Here is a 14,275-nt window from a genome sequence, read left to right as displayed (position 1 = left end):
CGGCGGGTTCGAAATCCATGCAAGCTGTCGGGCGTGCAGCGGGATGTCGTGCCTCTCGGGGAGGGTCCTGGCCGCGAAAACAATCAAGGAACGCCATGGACAAAGACCCGGGGCCCGCGGTGGGCGAACCGGCCGCCCAGCCCCCTGCCCGCCGTCCCCCTCGCCACCGCTGGCTCGCCATCACCCTGGCGCTGGCCTGCATGGCCGGACTCGGCGGGCTGGCGTGGTATCTCACGCATCCGGCCAAGACGGCGGCCGCCGCGTCCGGGCCGCCAGGGCCGGGCGGGCCGGGCGGGCCGGGCGGGCCGGGCGGCCGTGGCGGTCGTGGAGCACCGCCGACGACGGTCGGTGTCGCCGCCGCGGTGAAGGCCGATATTCCGCTGTGGCTGGATGCGCTGGGCACCGTCACGCCCTCGGCCACCGTGACCGTGCGCGCCCAGGTCAGCGGCGTGCTCAAGGAGGTCCTGTTCAAGGAAGGCCAGATGGTCCGCCAGGGCCAGTTGCTGGCGGTGGTCGATCCGCGCCCCTTCGAGATGGCGCTGATGCAAGCGAACGGCCAGCGCGTGCGCGACGAGGCTCAGCTCGAAGCCGCCAAGGTCACCCTGCAGCGCTACCAGACGCTGCTCGGCCAGGATTCGATCGCCCGGCAGGACGTCGACACCCAGGCCGCACTGGTCAAGCAGCTCGAAGGCACGGTCATCACCGACAAGGCCGCCGAGGGGACGGCACGCCTGAACCTCGCCTACACGCGCATCACGGCGCCGGTGGCCGGGAGACTGGGCCTGCGCGTGGTTGACGCCGGCAATCTCGTGTCGTCGAGCGACACCGGCGGCATCGCCGTGATCACGACGCTCGCGCCGGCCGACGTCGAGTTCTCGGTGCCGCAGGATCGCCTGCCCGACCTGCAGCGCCGCGCGGCCGAGGGCGCCACCCTGCCCGTCACCGCGCTGGACCGTACGCGCGTCACCGAGCTGGACAAGGGCCGCTTCTGGTCGCTCAACAACCAGGTCGACACGCAGACAGGCACGGTGCGCGCCAAGGCGCGCTTCGACAACAAGGCCGGCACGCTGTTCCCCAGCCAGTTCGTCAACGTGCGGGTGCTGCTGGACACCGTCCAGGGCGCGATCGTGGTGCCGCTGACAGCCTTGCGCCACGGGCCCGAGGGTGACTTTGTCTACGTGCTGCAGGATGACCGGACGGTGTCGTTGCGCCGGGTGACGGCGGGGCCTTCGACGGCCGAGAAGGTCTCGATCACCAAGGGCCTCCAACCGGGCGAACGCGTGATCACCGAAGGCGGCGACCGGCTGAAGGATGGCGCCCGCGTCACGCTGCCGGGCGATGCGGCTTCGGCCCCGGGCGGCCGGGCGTCCGGTGGGCGCGGGGGATGGGAGCGTGGCGCTTCGGGCGCCGCAGACGGCGCCAGCCGCCCGCGCCGCCATCGGGCCAGCGAAGCCGCAGGCTCATGAGCCCCTCCCAGCCGCTCGCAGGGGCCCATTCCCGCCTGGCGGGACAGGCCTCATGCGCCAGGGTCGACGAATGAGCCCGTCACGTCCCTTCATCCTGCGCCCGGTCGCCACGGCGCTGCTGATGGTGGCCATCGTGCTGGCGGGCCTCGTCGCCTTCAGGTTCCTGCCGCTGTCGGCCCTGCCCCAGGTGGACTACCCCACGATCCAGGTGCAGACGCTGTACCCCGGCGCCAGCCCCGAGGTCATGGGCCGGACGGTGACGGCCCCGCTCGAGAAGCAGTTCGGCCAGATGTCCGGCCTGCAGCGCATCGCCTCCACCAGCGCGGCCGGGGTCTCGATGGTCACGCTGCAGTTCAGCCTCGGGGTGGCACTGGACGTGGCCGAGCAGGAGGTGCAGGCAGCCATCAACGCGGCCAACTCGACGCTGCCGCAGGACCTCCCTGCCCCGCCGGTCTATGCCAAGGTGAACCCGGCCGATGCGCCAGTGCTCACGCTGGCCGCCAGCTCCGAGACGCTCACGCTGCCCGAGGTGCAGAACCTGGTCAACACGCGCCTGGCGCAGAAGATCAGCCAGGTCAACGGCGTGGGCTTGGTGACCCTGGCCGGCGGCCAGCGTCCTGCCGTGCGCATCCAGGCCGACACCCAGTCGCTGGCCTCGCAGGGCATCGACATGACGGCCATCCGAACGGCCATCACCAATGCCAATGCCAACAGCGCGAAAGGCAGTTTCGACGGGCCGACGCGCTCGTACACCATCAATGCCAACGACCAGCTGCTGACCGTCGAAGATTACAAGGGCCTGATCGTCGCCTGGCGCAACGGCGCGCCAGTGCGCCTGTCCGATGTGGCCACGGTCGTGTACAGCGCCGAGAACGTCAAGCTCGGCGCCTGGGCCGACGGGACCGCCGCGGTCATCGTCAACGTGCAGCGCCAGCCGGGCGCCAACGTGATCCAGACGGTGGATGCGATCAAGGCGCGGCTGCCCGAGCTCACCGCCTCGCTGCCCGCCAACATCCACGTCGAGGTGCTGTCGGACCGCACCAATGGCATCCGCGCCTCGGTGGAGCACGTCGAGATCGAGCTGCTGCTGGCCGTGGCGATGGTCGTGCTGGTGATCTTCTTCTTCCTCCACAGCGTTCGCGCCACGGTCATCGCCAGCTTGGCGGTGCCCATCTCGCTCATCGGCACCTGCGGCCTGATGTACCTGCTGGGCTACAGCCTCAACAACCTCAGCTTGATGGCGCTGACCATCGCGACCGGCTTCGTCGTCGACGATGCGATCGTGATGATCGAAAACATCACTCGCCATCTCGAGATGGCGAGTGATGTTTCGGCAGAGGCTAATGCCGGTGAAACCGGCGTTAAGGGCGCTCAGGCGCCCGGCCGGAGCCAAAATGCGCTGACGCCGATGCAGGCGGCGCTGAAGGGCGCGACGCAGATCGGCTTCACCATCATCAGCCTCACCGTCTCGCTGATCGCGGTGCTGATCCCGCTGCTGTTCATGGGCGACGTGGTGGGGCGCCTGTTCCGCGAGTTCGCAGTCACGCTGGCGATCACCATCCTGATCTCCGCCGTCGTGTCGCTGACCCTGGTGCCGATGATGTCGGGCCGGATGCTGCGCGGCGGCGAGCAGCCGCACGGCATCGGCGCGCGTATCCAGCGCGGCTTCGATGCGATCGTGGTGCGCTACGACCGGGCCCTGCAATGGGTGCTGGACCGCCAGGCGGCCACGCTGTGGGTGGCACTGGCCACGCTGGCGCTCACGGTGTTCCTCTACGTGGCCGTCCCCAAGGGCCTGTTCCCGACGCAGGACACGGGGCAACTGCAAGCGCGCCTGCAGGCTTCGCAGACGGTGAGCTACGCCCGCATGGCCGAGCTCCAGCAGCAGGCCGTGAAAACCATCCTGGCCGACCCGGACGTGCTGCACGTCGCCTCGCTCGTCGGCGTGGACGCGGTGAACAACACCATGCTGCACACCGGCAGCATGCTCATCGAGCTGAAGCCGGGCCGCAGCGGAACGCAGGAGCAACTGATGGAGCGGCTGCGCTCGCGCGTGGCCGCCATCCCCGGCGTCACCCTCTACCTGCAGCCCACCCAAGACCTGACCATAGACGCCGAGACCGGCCCGACGCAGTACCGCGTCTCGATAGAGGGTGCCGACGAGGCGACGGTTCAGCGCTGGGCCACCGCGCTCACGCAGAAGCTGCAGGACGTGAAGGAGGTACGCAACGCAGTCTCGGACGTGGGCGCCACCGGGCTGGCGGTGCAAGTCGACATCGACCGCGACACCGCCTCGCGCCTCGGCATCAGCGCGTCGGCCGTCGACGATGCGCTGTACAGCGCCTTCGGCCAGCGCATCGTCTCGACCATCTTCACCCAGACCAACCAGTACCGCGTGATCCTGGAGGCGCGGCCGGACCTCGCGACCAGCCCGCAGTCGCTCGCCGCGCTGCACGTGGCCACGGGCAGCGGCCAGGCGACCCCGCTTTCGGCCTTCGCGGCGATCCGTGAAGTGCCGGCGCCGCTGCAGATCACGCGGGTGGCGCAGTACCCCGCGGCGACGATAGGCTTCGACACGGCCGACGGGGTTTCGCTCGGCACCGCGGTGGATGCGATTCGTGCTGCGGCCAAGGAGATCGCCCTGCCCGACAGCGTGACCCTGACCCTGCTCGGTGCGGCAGGCGCCTACGAGAAGTCGCTGGCCAACGAGCTCTGGCTCATTCTCGCGGCCATCGTCTGCGTCTACATCGTGCTCGGCGTGCTGTACGAGAGCTACGTGCACCCGCTCACCATCCTGTCGACGCTGCCCTCGGCCGGCGTGGGCGCCCTGCTCGCGCTGATGCTGGGCGGCCATGACCTGGGCGTCATCGGCATCATCGGCATCATCCTGCTGATAGGCATCGTGAAGAAGAACGCGATCATGATGATCGACTTCGCCATCGACGCCGAGCGGGTGCAGGGCAAGCCGCCGCGCGAGGCGATCCACCAGGCGGCGCTGCTGCGCTTCAGGCCCATCCTGATGACGACCATGGCGGCGCTCGGCGCGGCGCTGCCGCTGATGTTCGGCTGGGGCGAAGGCGCCGAGCTGCGCCGGCCGCTGGGCCTGGCGATCTTCGGCGGATTGATCGTCAGCCAGGTGCTCACCCTCTTCACCACGCCGGTGATCTACCTCGCGTTCGACCGGATGGGGCGGCGGCTGCGCGGCGAGCGCGAGCGGGCCACAGGAGGGGCGCCGACGTGAACCTGAGCTCGCCCTTCGTCAGGCGGCCCATCGCCACCGTGCTCCTCACGATAGGCGTGGCACTGGCCGGCATCGCGGCCTTCTTCGTGCTGCCGGTGTCCCCGCTGCCGCAGGTGGACTTTCCGGTCATCTCGGTGTCGGCCAGCATCCCCGGCGCGAGCCCGGAGACCATGGCCAGCAGCGTGGCCACGCCGCTGGAGCGGCGGCTGGGGGTCATCGCCGGCGTGAACGAGATGACCTCGTCCAGCGGCAACGGCTCGGCCCGCGTCACGCTGCAGTTCGACCTGAACCGCGACATCGACGGCGCCGCGCGCGAGGTGCAGGCGGCCATCAACGCCTCGCGCGCCGACCTGCCGGCCACGCTGCGCAGCAACCCGACGTACCGCAAGATGAACCCGTCGGACGCGCCGGTCATCATCCTCGCCCTCACCTCGCCCACCCGCACGCCGGGGCAGATCTACGAAGCGGTGTCCAACATCGTCCAGCAGAAGGTGGCGCAGGTCGAAGGCGTGGGCGACGTCGAGATCGGCGGCGGCTCGCTGCCGGCGGTTCGCGTCGACATCAACATGCTCGCACTGGGCAACTACGGCGTGCCGCTGGAGGACGTGCGCGCCGCGATCCAGGCGTCCAACGCGAACCGGCCCAAGGGCGCAATCGAGGGCAACGACCGCCGCCTGCAGATCTACACCAACACGCCGGGCCGCCGGGCATCGGACTACCGGGACCTCGTCGTCGCCTGGCGCAACAACGCACCGGTTCGCCTGAGCGATGTCGCCGAGGTCAGCGACGGCCCGGAGGATGTGCGCACCCTCGGCCTGTTCAACGGCAAACCTGCCGTGATCGTGCTGATCACGCGCGAGCCGGGCGCCAACATCATCGAGACGGTGGACGGCGTGCGCGCCCTGCTGTCGCAACTGCGTTCGCAGCTGCCGGGCGACATCGAGGTGCAGGTCGCCTCCGACAGCACGCGTTCCATCCGCTCCTCCCTGCACGAGGTCGAGCTGACGCTGATCATCTCCATCGTGCTCGTGGTGCTGGTGGTGAGCGCCTTCCTGCGCAGCCTGCGCGCCACCATCGTGCCGGCGGTGGCCACGGTCGTCTCGCTGCTCGGCACCTTCGGCGTGATGGCACTGCTGGGCTACAGCCTGGACAACCTGAGCCTGATGGCCCTCACCGTGGCCACCGGCTTCGTGGTCGACGATGCCATCGTCGTGCTCGAGAACACCAGCCGCCACATCGAGCAGGGGATGGACCGCTTCGAAGCCGCGCTGCAGGGCGCCCGCGAGGTGGGCTTCACCGTGCTGTCGATCAGCCTGTCGCTGGTGGCGGTGTTCATTCCGCTGCTGTTCATGGGCGGCCAGCCGGGCCGGCTGTTCCGCGAGTTCGCGGTCACGCTGTCGGCGGCGGTGATGATCTCGCTGGTGGTTTCGCTCACCACCACGCCGATGATGTGCGCGTGGCTGTTGCCGCGCCACGATCCCCATCGGCCGCGCAAGCCGCCGAACCGCTTCGCACGCTGGGCCGAGAAAGGCTACGAGCGCGTGCTGAAGGTCTACGAGCACGCTCTCGACTGGGCCTTGCACGACCGCTGGCTGGTGCTGCTGATCCTGGTCGCGGTGGTCGGGCTCAATGTCTACCTCTACATCGCTGCGCCCAAGGGCTTCTTCCCGCAGCAGGATTCGGGGCAGCTCAACGGGGGGCTGCGCGCGGACCAGAGCATCTCCTTCCAGGCCATGCAGGGCAAGCTGCGGGAGCTGGTGGACGTCCTGCGCAGCGACCCGGCGGTCGACACGGTGGTGGGCTTCACCGGCGGCGCGCGCGCCGGGGGCGGCTTCGTGTTCGTCAACCTCAAGCCGCGCGACCAGCGCGACGCGAGCGGCCAAGCCGTGATTGCCCGGCTGCGGCCGCAGCTCGCCAAGGTCACCGGCGTGAGCCTGTTCCTCAATCCGGTGCAGGACCTGCGGATGGGCGGCCGGCAGAGCAACTCCACCTATCAGTACACGCTCAAGAGCGACAACGCCGCCGACCTGCGCCGCTGGGCGACGCGCCTGGCCGATGCGATGAAGCAGCAACCGGACCTGACCGACGTCGACACCGACCAGCAGGAGAACGGCGTCGAGAGCTACGTCACCATAGACCGCGACAGCGCGGCGCGGCTGGGCCTGTCGAACAAGGACGTCGACAACGCGCTCTACGACGCCTTCGGCCAGCGCCAGGTGGCGACGATCTACGACGAGCTGAACCAGTACCACGTGGTGATGCAGGCGATGCCCCGCTTCACCCGCAGCCCCTTGGCGCTGAACGACGTGCAGGTGCCCGCCGGTGCGGCGGCCGTGGCGAGTGCGCCGGCCTCGGCGGCGGTGAGCGCGAACCCCGGGCTCAAGGACTCCTCGACCGGCTCGCCCGTGAACACGTCGGCCAGGACGATGGTGCCGCTGCCGTCCATCGCCCGCTTCTCCGAGCAATCGACCCGCGGCAACGTCAACCACCAGGACGGCGAACTGGCGACGACCGTGTCCTTCAACCTGGCCGAAGGGGCCACGCTGAGCGAGGCGCGCGATGCGATCGCCCAGGCGAGCGCATCGATAGGCATGCCGGTCAACGTGCGCGGCAGCCTGCAGGGCACGGCCGCGGCCTTCCAGCAGACGCAGAGCCAGCAGCCCCTGCTCATCGCGGCGGCGCTGGTGGTGATCTACATCGTGCTGGGGATCCTGTACGAGAGCCTGGTTCACCCGGTCACGGTGCTGTCCACCCTGCCCTCGGCCGGCGTGGGCGCGGTGCTCGCGCTGCTCATGTTCAAGATGGAGTTCTCGTTGATCGCGCTCATCGGCGTGTTCCTGCTCATCGGCATCGTGAAGAAGAACGCCATCCTCATCATCGACTTCGCGCTCGACGCCGAGCGCTCCCGCGGGCTGTCGGCCCTGGAAGCGGTGCGCGAAGCCTGCCTGCTGCGCTTCCGGCCCATCCTCATGACCACGCTGGCCGCGGCGCTCGGGGCGCTGCCGCTGGCCATCGGTTTCGGAGAAGGGGCCGAGCTGAGGCGGCCGCTCGGCATCGCGATCGTCGGCGGGCTCATCGCGAGCCAGCTGCTCACCCTGCTCACCACGCCGGTGGTGTACCTGCTGATGGACAAGCTGCGGCGGCGCGGCGCAAACGAACGGCTGCTGGCGCGCCAGGCCGCGGATCCGGAGATCTCATGAGACTGCGCCGCACGCCCCTGCTGCCTTCGCTTTTCGTGGCGGTGTTGCTTGCCGCCTGCGCCCACACGCCACCTCCCGAGCCGCCGGCGGCGCCGGTGCCGGCGCAGTTCAAGGAGATCCCGCCGGGCTGGGTCACGGCGACGCCGTCCGACCAACTGGCGCGCGGGCCCTGGTGGACGCTGTTCGGCGACCCTGCGCTGGACTCGCTGGTGCCGCGGGTGCAGGTGTCGAACCAGAACGTCGCTGCGGCTGCCGCAGCCTACGCGCAGGCCAGGGCGCTGGTGCGCGAGCAGCGCGCGGCGCTCTTTCCGTCACTTTCGCTCAGCGCGGCCGCCACCCGCAGCCATGCGGGCAGCGCCACGCCCTCGCCGGGCAGCAGCACCGGCTACCAGCTGGGCCTGAACGCCGGCTGGGAGGCGGACCTGTGGGGCCGCATAGGCAACACGGTCTCGGCCGCCGGCGCACGTGCGCAGGCGAGCGCGGCCGATCTCGCCGCCGCGACGCTGTCCGCCCAGGCCGAGTTCGTCACCGACTACCTCTCGCTGCGCGAGACCGATGCCGAGATCGCGCTGGTGAGCTCGACGATCGATGGCTACGCCCGCTCGCTGCAGATTGCGCAGAACCGCTACGACGCCGGGGTCGCGCCCAAGAGCGACGTGCTGCAGGCGCAGACCCAGCTGGCCAGCGCTCAGGCCGACCGGTCTGCACTCGTTCGCCAGCGTGCGCAACTGGAGCACGCCATGGCCGTGCTCGTCGGCGAGGCGCCGGCCCAGTTCAGCCTGCCGACGGGGGATTGGCATTCCACGGTCGTGCCACGAGTCCCCGTCAGCGTGCCGTCGACCCTGCTGCAGCGCCGGCCGGACATCGCCTCGGCCGAGCGAGCGGTCGCGGCGGCCAACGACCAGGTCGGCGTCGAACGCGCAGCCTACTTCCCTGCCCTCACGCTCAGCGCAGGCGCCTCGCAGGCGGGCACACGCGTGTCCGATCTCTTCAGCCTGCCGGCGACGACGTGGTCGATCGGGTTGGCGCTGGCGCAGACCCTGTTCGATGCCGGCGCGCGCACGGCCCGCGTCGACGAGGCCCGGGCGGCCTGGGAGCAGAGCGTCGCGAGCTACCGGCAGGCCGTGCTCACGGCCTTCCAGGATGTCGAGGACCAGCTGGTGGCCGCGCGCGAACTGGAGGTTCAGCAGGGCCTTCGCCGCACCGCCTCGGAAGCGGCCGACCAGACCGAGCAGCAGGTGATGAACCGCTACCGCGCGGCCCAGGTGAGCTACACCGAGGTGGTGACCGCCCAGGCGACGGCCCTGTCCGCGCGTCGCACGCTGCTGCAGGTGGCGAGCAGCCGGCAGCTCGCCTCGGTGGCCCTGATCCAGGCCCTGGGCGGCGGATGGGACACGTCGCTGATCGAGGAGCCGGCGGCCGCGAAGTGACGGCGCCCAGCCGTGGTCGGGTCGCCTCAGCGCACGGGAATGGGTGTGCCGCGATCCACCGGCACGGCCGTGACGCTGTTCTGCGGCGAGCCTTCGATCACCCGGTCCGAGTAGGTGAGGTAGACGAGCGTGTTGCGTGCCGCGTCCACCATCCGCACGACGCGCAGGCGCTTGAAGACCAGCGAGATCCGCTCGTTGAACATCTCGTCCTGCTGCCTGAGCGGTTTGGCAAAGGAGATCGGCCCGGTCTGCCGGCAGGCGATGGATGCCTCGGCCTTGTCTTCCGCCAGCCCGAGTCCGCCCTTGATGCCGCCGGTCTTGGCACGCGAGACGTAGCAGGTGACGCCCTTGACTTCAGGGTCGTCATAGGCATCGACGACGATCTTGTGGTCGGGGCCGATGAGCTTGAAGACGGTGTCGACTTCGCCCACGCGCTCGGCGTGGACGGCAGGGGCGCAGGCCATCAGGGCCAGGAGAAGAAGACGTTTCATGCCGCCGATTGTGAGGCCCGCAGACGGGCTTGCGAGCCCTTCATGCCGAGAGCGGTTCGCCTCGCGCCGTGTCATCCCGGGTTCGATGCCGGTCCAGGCGATGCGCCTGCCGGAACGCCTCCGGCGTCGTCCCCACGCGGCGGCGGAAGAACTTGACGAAGTTCGTCGGCTCGCTGAAGCCCAGCAGCTCGCCGATGGCCACCGACGTCGAGCTGCTGTGCACGAGCAGGCGCTGCGCTTCCAGGGCGACGCGCCTGTCGACCTCGTCCTTGGCCGAATGCCCGAGCACCTCCTTGCAGGCGCGCGTCAAGGTGCTCGTCGAGACGCGCAGCTTGCGGGCGAGCTGGGCCACGGAAGGACGGGTGTGGACACGGCCTTCCAGCTCGCTGCGGAAGCGCCGCACCAAGGCGGCTTGCACCGTCGAGGCGGCCGAGTGGTCGGTCGCCGATCGGCTGAGGCCGAGCAACAGGCACACGAGCAGTTCGCGCGCCATGGCGGCGGACAGTTGATCCAGCACCGGCCTGTCCAGTTCCTGGCGGAGCATGGCCGCCAGCGCGTGCCAGGCGGCCAGTCCATCGGCGTCCATGCTGAAGCGGACCGCCCAGTCCTCGGGGTGCAGCAGCGCCATCGGGCCAGGCCCGGATGACGATGCCGCCGGCCGCATGACGGCCGGATCGATCAGCAGCAGATCGGCTTGCAGGCCATTCGCCGGCTGCCATTGCTGCACCTGCCCGGGCCTGACGAAGACGACGTGGCCGGCCTGCAACGCGAAGCGCTCGAAGTCGACCACATGCTCGCCATGCCCCGCGGTGGCCACCAGCACCATGTAGAACCCGACGCGCTCCGTCTGCAGCAGCAGCCTCGCGGACACCCTGGCGTGGAGCTCCGCCAGGGTCATCAGCTCCACACCGATGGAATTCAGTCGCGCGTTGGCGAAGCGTGTCTGGCGCAAGACCTTGCCGGGTGCGGGCACGAGCAATCCTTTTCACCCGCCGACGGCGGGGTGCGCGATTTCTACCATCCATCGCCCGAGCAAGACCTCGGACGCCGGGCCCGATGCCGGCAAAGTGCGCGCTGAGAAACCTACCGAACCGATCTCTCCCCGAAAGGAAGCCCATGTCCTCCGATCCCAAGGCGCAGGTCGTCGCGCTGCTGAAGTCCATAGAGACCGGCGAGGCGGCCCCCGTCGCCGTCGTGAACCCCGCCAAGTACATCCAGCACAACCTGGCCGTCGGTGACGGCCTGGCGGGCTTCGGGGCGGCGTTGCAAGCCCTGCCGAAGGGCTCGGCCAAGGTCAATACGGTGCGCGTCTTCCAGGACGGCGACTTCGTCTTCGCCCACACCGACTACGACTTCTTCGGCCCGAAGATCGGCTTCGATATCTTCCGTTTCGAGGACGGCCGGATCGTCGAGCACTGGGACAACCTGCAGCCGACGCCGGCCCAGCCCAACCCGAGCGGCCGCACCATGATCGACGGGCCCACCGAGCCGACCGATCTGGACCGGACCGCGGCCAACAAGCAGCTGGTGGCGGCGTTCGTCGACGACATCCTCGTGAACGGCCGCATGGACCGGCTGGCGGGCTACTACGACGGCGACCGCTACCACCAGCACAACCCGCAGATCGCCGATGGCCTGTCCGGTCTGGGCGCTGCGCTCCAGGCCATGGCCCAGGCGGGCGTGACGATGAAGTACGACCGGGTCCACCACGTCCTTGGCGAGGGCAGCTTCGTGCTGGTCGCCAGCGAGGGCGAATTCGCCGGCCAGCCGAGCGCGTTCTTTGATCTTTTCAGGGTCGAGGACGGCAAGATCGCCGAGCACTGGGACACGATAGAGCCCATCCCGCCCCGCGCGGAGTGGAAGAACTCCAACGGCAAGTTCTGACGGGAGCCGCGAGTGAATCCCTGGAAGTTCTGGCTGGGCAGCGCCCTGTGGGCGACCTTCGCCGTCCAACCGGCGCTCGCCGCGCCGCAGGGCGGGGTCATCGAGATCGTCACCTTCAAGCTCAAGCCTGGCGTCACCGACGCTGAGTTCGCTCAGGTCGACAAGGCGGTCGAGCGCGAGCACGTGGCGAGGCAGCCCGGCTTCGTCTCGCGCGAAAGCGCGCATGCCGCTGACGGCCAGTGGCTGGTCATCGTCCACTGGCGGTCGGCCGGCGATGCCGCGGCCTCCATGGCCAGCTTCGAGAAGGCTCCTGCGGCCGCGTCTTTCATGTCGAGGATCGAGGCCTCGACGATGAGCATGAGGCGATACGAGAAGTAGCGCCCGAAATGACCAGGGCGGGCCGAAGCCCGCCCTGCATTCCGTCCATCAGCGTTGGCTCAGCGCTGGTACGGGTTGTACGGCGCCCTGTCGTAGCGGTTGCGGACGCCGTCGTTGTCGCGGTCACGGTCATACCGGTTCGGCACGCCGTCAGCGTCTCGGTCGTGGGTGTAGCCCGGTTGATGGGCGGGGGCGACCACGCAGGCGCTGAGAGTCGAAAGCGCGGCGCCCGTGAGGGCGATGAGGCAAAGTCGTTTGAACATCATTGATGTCTCCTTCATGACGAGACCACTGTGCCTCGCCACGCCAGGGCGCGGAATCGGCGATCCGACCGACGTGGTGTAGGAAAACGCCCTCAGGCCCGATCCCCGCTGTCCAGCCCGATGCCGATCGCCCGGGTCGCGCGCTCGCCGAGCTCCTCGAAGGTGCGCTCCTTGTTCAGGATCTCGGTGCGTCCCAGTTCGGCGGCCGCCTCGCGAAGATCCTCCGAGACATAGCCGGTGGCGATGATGATCGGGATCGCCGGGCACAGCGCGCGCACCTGCCGGGCCACCTGCAGCCCGTTCATGCCCGGCATGCTGAAATCGGTGACCAGCAGGTCGAAGCAGTTCGCGTCGTTGCGTACCGCGGCCAGCAACTCGTCCGGTGCGTGGAACGAGGTGACCTGGAAGCCCGCGCGCTCCAGGACGCGGTGGACCATCATCTGCACCACTTCGTCATCGTCGACGTAGGCCACGCGCTCTCCGCCGGCCTGGGTCGGCGTGACCTGGGGCGCAGGCGCCGCCTCGACGTCCGCAGTCGGGGTGGCCGGCAGGTAGACCTCGAACCGGCTGCCCTGCCCCGGTTGGCTCTGCACGATGACCGCGCCGCCATGCGCGGTGACGATGCCGCTGAGCACGTGCAGGCCCAGGCCGGTGCCCTGGCCTCGAGGCTTGGTGGTGAAGAAGGGCTCGAAAAGCCTGCGACGGGTGTCGGGCGTCATGCCGGCGCCGTTGTCCGACACCACCAGGCGCGCATACAGGCCGGGGTCCAGTTGGCCGATGTCGGCCGTCATCCTCGACTCGACCTGGTGCGGCTGCAGCGCGACGTGGATCGTGCCGCCCTCCGGCGGAAGGGCCTGCCAGGCGTTGGTGCACAGGTTCATGACGACCTGATGCACCTCGGAGGGATCGAAGGTGGCTGCCAGCGGCTCGTCGCTGAGCGTGTGCAGCAGCTGCACGGCAGCCGGCAGCGTCGAGCGCAACAGCTGCAGGCTGTCCTCTACGAGGGGCCGAAGCGGCTGCCGCATGAATTCGCGCGTCGTCGCCCGGCTGTGGGTCAGGATCTGCTGCACCAGCTCGCGCGCACGCTGCCCGGCGATCTGCACCTGTTCCAGGTATTCCAGCCCCTGCAGGCTCACCTCGTGGCGCAGCAGGCCGACATTGCCCAGGATGGCCCCGAGGATGTTGTTGAAGTCATGCGCGATGCCGCTGGCCAGGGTCCCGAGGCTTTCCATGCGCTGGGCCTGCAGCAGCTTCTGCTCGATGTCGGCGCGTGCCAGGCCTTCGCTCTTGCGCTCGGTGATGTCGATGGCCAGGATCGCCAGCCCTTCCTTGCACGGGTAGGCCCGGCATTCGAACCACCGGGCCAGCGGCTCGCTGAATGCCTCGAACAGGCGGGCCACCGTGCCTCCGATGGCGGCGCGCGCTTCGGTCTCGAACCGGGTGCCCGCGAGCTGCGGAAAGACCTCCCACAGGCTGCGGCCGAGGATGTCGGCCCGGCGCCGGCGCACCGTGCGTTCGAACTGCGTGTTGACGTGTTCGACCGTCCAGTCCTTGAGGACCAGGACGAAGGCGTCGGTCACGTAGTCCAGGGCGGCGCTGATGTGGTCCTTGACCTGGTCCGCGCCGGTGTGGGGCCGGACGATGGCGGGTTCGGATTCGAGCGCCCGGCGCAACGCCCCGGTCATCGCCTGGAACACGCCGCACTCGCGCTCGGTCAGCGGCCTCGCGTGCTCGCCGTAGAGGTTCAGCTCGTAGGTCTCCGCGCCGGCGAGGAAGGGCTGGGTGGCGATAACCTCGCGCGGACACGTTCCCTCGGACCACCGGGCGATCACCTGGGTGCCGCAGCTCAGAACGGCTTCGCATGAATGCGTCAGGCGCGCGACGTCTTCAGTCAGCCTGGCCAAGGCTGGCGTGGGCTCAGA

At 69.5% G+C, this 14,275-nt stretch carries 10 protein-coding genes; 6 read left to right on the top strand and 4 right to left on the bottom strand.

Features of this window, described 5'->3' with window-relative positions; all coding sequences use genetic code 11:
- Window positions 1-95 precede the first annotated feature (95 nt).
- The 4 genes from ACS5PM_RS11905 to ACS5PM_RS11890 all read left to right on the top strand — a co-directional run bounded on the left by ACS5PM_RS11905 (window position 96) and on the right by ACS5PM_RS11890 (window position 9,337).
- Window positions 96-1,466: an efflux RND transporter periplasmic adaptor subunit gene (locus ACS5PM_RS11905; RefSeq protein WP_439387842.1), complete on the top strand. Its 1,371-nt coding sequence runs from the start codon at window positions 96-98 to the stop codon at window positions 1,464-1,466.
- Between the two features lie 70 nt (window positions 1,467-1,536).
- A complete protein-coding gene (locus tag ACS5PM_RS11900) occupies window positions 1,537-4,707 on the top strand; it encodes an efflux RND transporter permease subunit (RefSeq protein ID WP_439387841.1) in 3,171 nt (1,056 codons plus the stop codon).
- On the top strand, window positions 4,704-7,907 hold the full coding sequence (locus tag ACS5PM_RS11895; protein ID WP_439387840.1) for an efflux RND transporter permease subunit: 3,204 nt from the start codon (window positions 4,704-4,706) through the stop codon (window positions 7,905-7,907). Before ACS5PM_RS11900 ends, ACS5PM_RS11895 begins: the two co-directional genes overlap by 4 nt.
- Entirely contained in the window at window positions 7,904-9,337 is a 1,434-nt protein-coding gene (locus ACS5PM_RS11890) for an efflux transporter outer membrane subunit (RefSeq protein WP_439387839.1), read from the top strand. Before ACS5PM_RS11895 ends, ACS5PM_RS11890 begins: the two co-directional genes overlap by 4 nt.
- A gap of 26 nt (window positions 9,338-9,363) precedes the next feature.
- Here ACS5PM_RS11890 and ACS5PM_RS11885 read toward each other — a convergent pair whose 3' ends face one another.
- Together ACS5PM_RS11885 and ACS5PM_RS11880 are read right to left on the bottom strand one after the other, a co-directional pair.
- The gene (locus ACS5PM_RS11885; protein ID WP_439387838.1) at window positions 9,364-9,828 is read right to left on the bottom strand and encodes a CreA family protein; all 465 of its coding nucleotides are present in this window, start codon (window positions 9,826-9,828) and stop codon (window positions 9,364-9,366) included.
- 40 nt (window positions 9,829-9,868) lie between these two features.
- On the bottom strand, window positions 9,869-10,801 hold the full coding sequence (locus ACS5PM_RS11880; RefSeq protein WP_439387837.1) for an AraC family transcriptional regulator: 933 nt from the start codon (window positions 10,799-10,801) through the stop codon (window positions 9,869-9,871).
- A 143-nt stretch (window positions 10,802-10,944) separates the two neighbouring features.
- Here ACS5PM_RS11880 and ACS5PM_RS11875 point away from each other — a divergent pair, with 143 nt between their 5' ends.
- Together ACS5PM_RS11875 and ACS5PM_RS11870 are read left to right on the top strand one after the other, a co-directional pair.
- On the top strand, window positions 10,945-11,712 hold the full coding sequence (locus ACS5PM_RS11875; protein WP_439387836.1) for a nuclear transport factor 2 family protein: 768 nt from the start codon (window positions 10,945-10,947) through the stop codon (window positions 11,710-11,712).
- A gap of 12 nt (window positions 11,713-11,724) precedes the next feature.
- On the top strand, window positions 11,725-12,090 hold the full coding sequence (locus tag ACS5PM_RS11870) for an antibiotic biosynthesis monooxygenase family protein (protein ID WP_439387835.1): 366 nt from the start codon (window positions 11,725-11,727) through the stop codon (window positions 12,088-12,090).
- Window positions 12,091-12,149: 59 nt separating this feature from the next.
- Here the strand turns inward: ACS5PM_RS11870 and ACS5PM_RS11865 are convergent, their stop codons facing one another.
- Together ACS5PM_RS11865 and ACS5PM_RS11860 are read right to left on the bottom strand one after the other, a co-directional pair.
- Window positions 12,150-12,356 carry a thrombospondin type 3 repeat-containing protein gene (locus ACS5PM_RS11865; protein WP_439387834.1) on the bottom strand — a complete coding sequence of 69 codons (207 nt, stop codon included), beginning with the start codon at window positions 12,354-12,356 and terminating at the stop codon, window positions 12,150-12,152.
- A gap of 89 nt (window positions 12,357-12,445) precedes the next feature.
- The gene (locus ACS5PM_RS11860) at window positions 12,446-14,257 is read right to left on the bottom strand and encodes a hybrid sensor histidine kinase/response regulator (protein ID WP_439387833.1); all 1,812 of its coding nucleotides are present in this window, start codon (window positions 14,255-14,257) and stop codon (window positions 12,446-12,448) included.
- Window positions 14,258-14,275: the final 18 nt, after the last annotated feature.

This window comes from Ideonella flava, from assembly GCF_051857595.1.
Classification (GTDB): Bacteria; Pseudomonadota; Gammaproteobacteria; order Burkholderiales; family Burkholderiaceae_C; genus Ideonella.
Note: the sequence above shows the minus strand (reverse complement) of the source record. Positions and strands in the feature narration are given on the sequence as shown.

Bases quoted from the DNA above. Each gene is read 5' to 3' on its own strand.
- ACS5PM_RS11905 (WP_439387842.1), top strand. From the start codon at position 96: ATGGACAAAGACCCGGGGCCCGCGGTGGGCGAACCGGCCGCCCAGCCC.
- ACS5PM_RS11875 (WP_439387836.1), top strand. From the start codon at position 10,945: ATGTCCTCCGATCCCAAGGCGCAGGTCGTCGCGCTGCTGAAGTCCATA.
- ACS5PM_RS11865 (WP_439387834.1), bottom strand. From the start codon at position 12,356: ATGATGTTCAAACGACTTTGCCTCATCGCCCTCACGGGCGCCGCGCTT.
- ACS5PM_RS11900 (WP_439387841.1), top strand. From the start codon at position 1,537: ATGAGCCCGTCACGTCCCTTCATCCTGCGCCCGGTCGCCACGGCGCTG.
- ACS5PM_RS11885 (WP_439387838.1), bottom strand. From the start codon at position 9,828: ATGAAACGTCTTCTTCTCCTGGCCCTGATGGCCTGCGCCCCTGCCGTC.
- ACS5PM_RS11890 (WP_439387839.1), top strand. From the start codon at position 7,904: ATGAGACTGCGCCGCACGCCCCTGCTGCCTTCGCTTTTCGTGGCGGTG.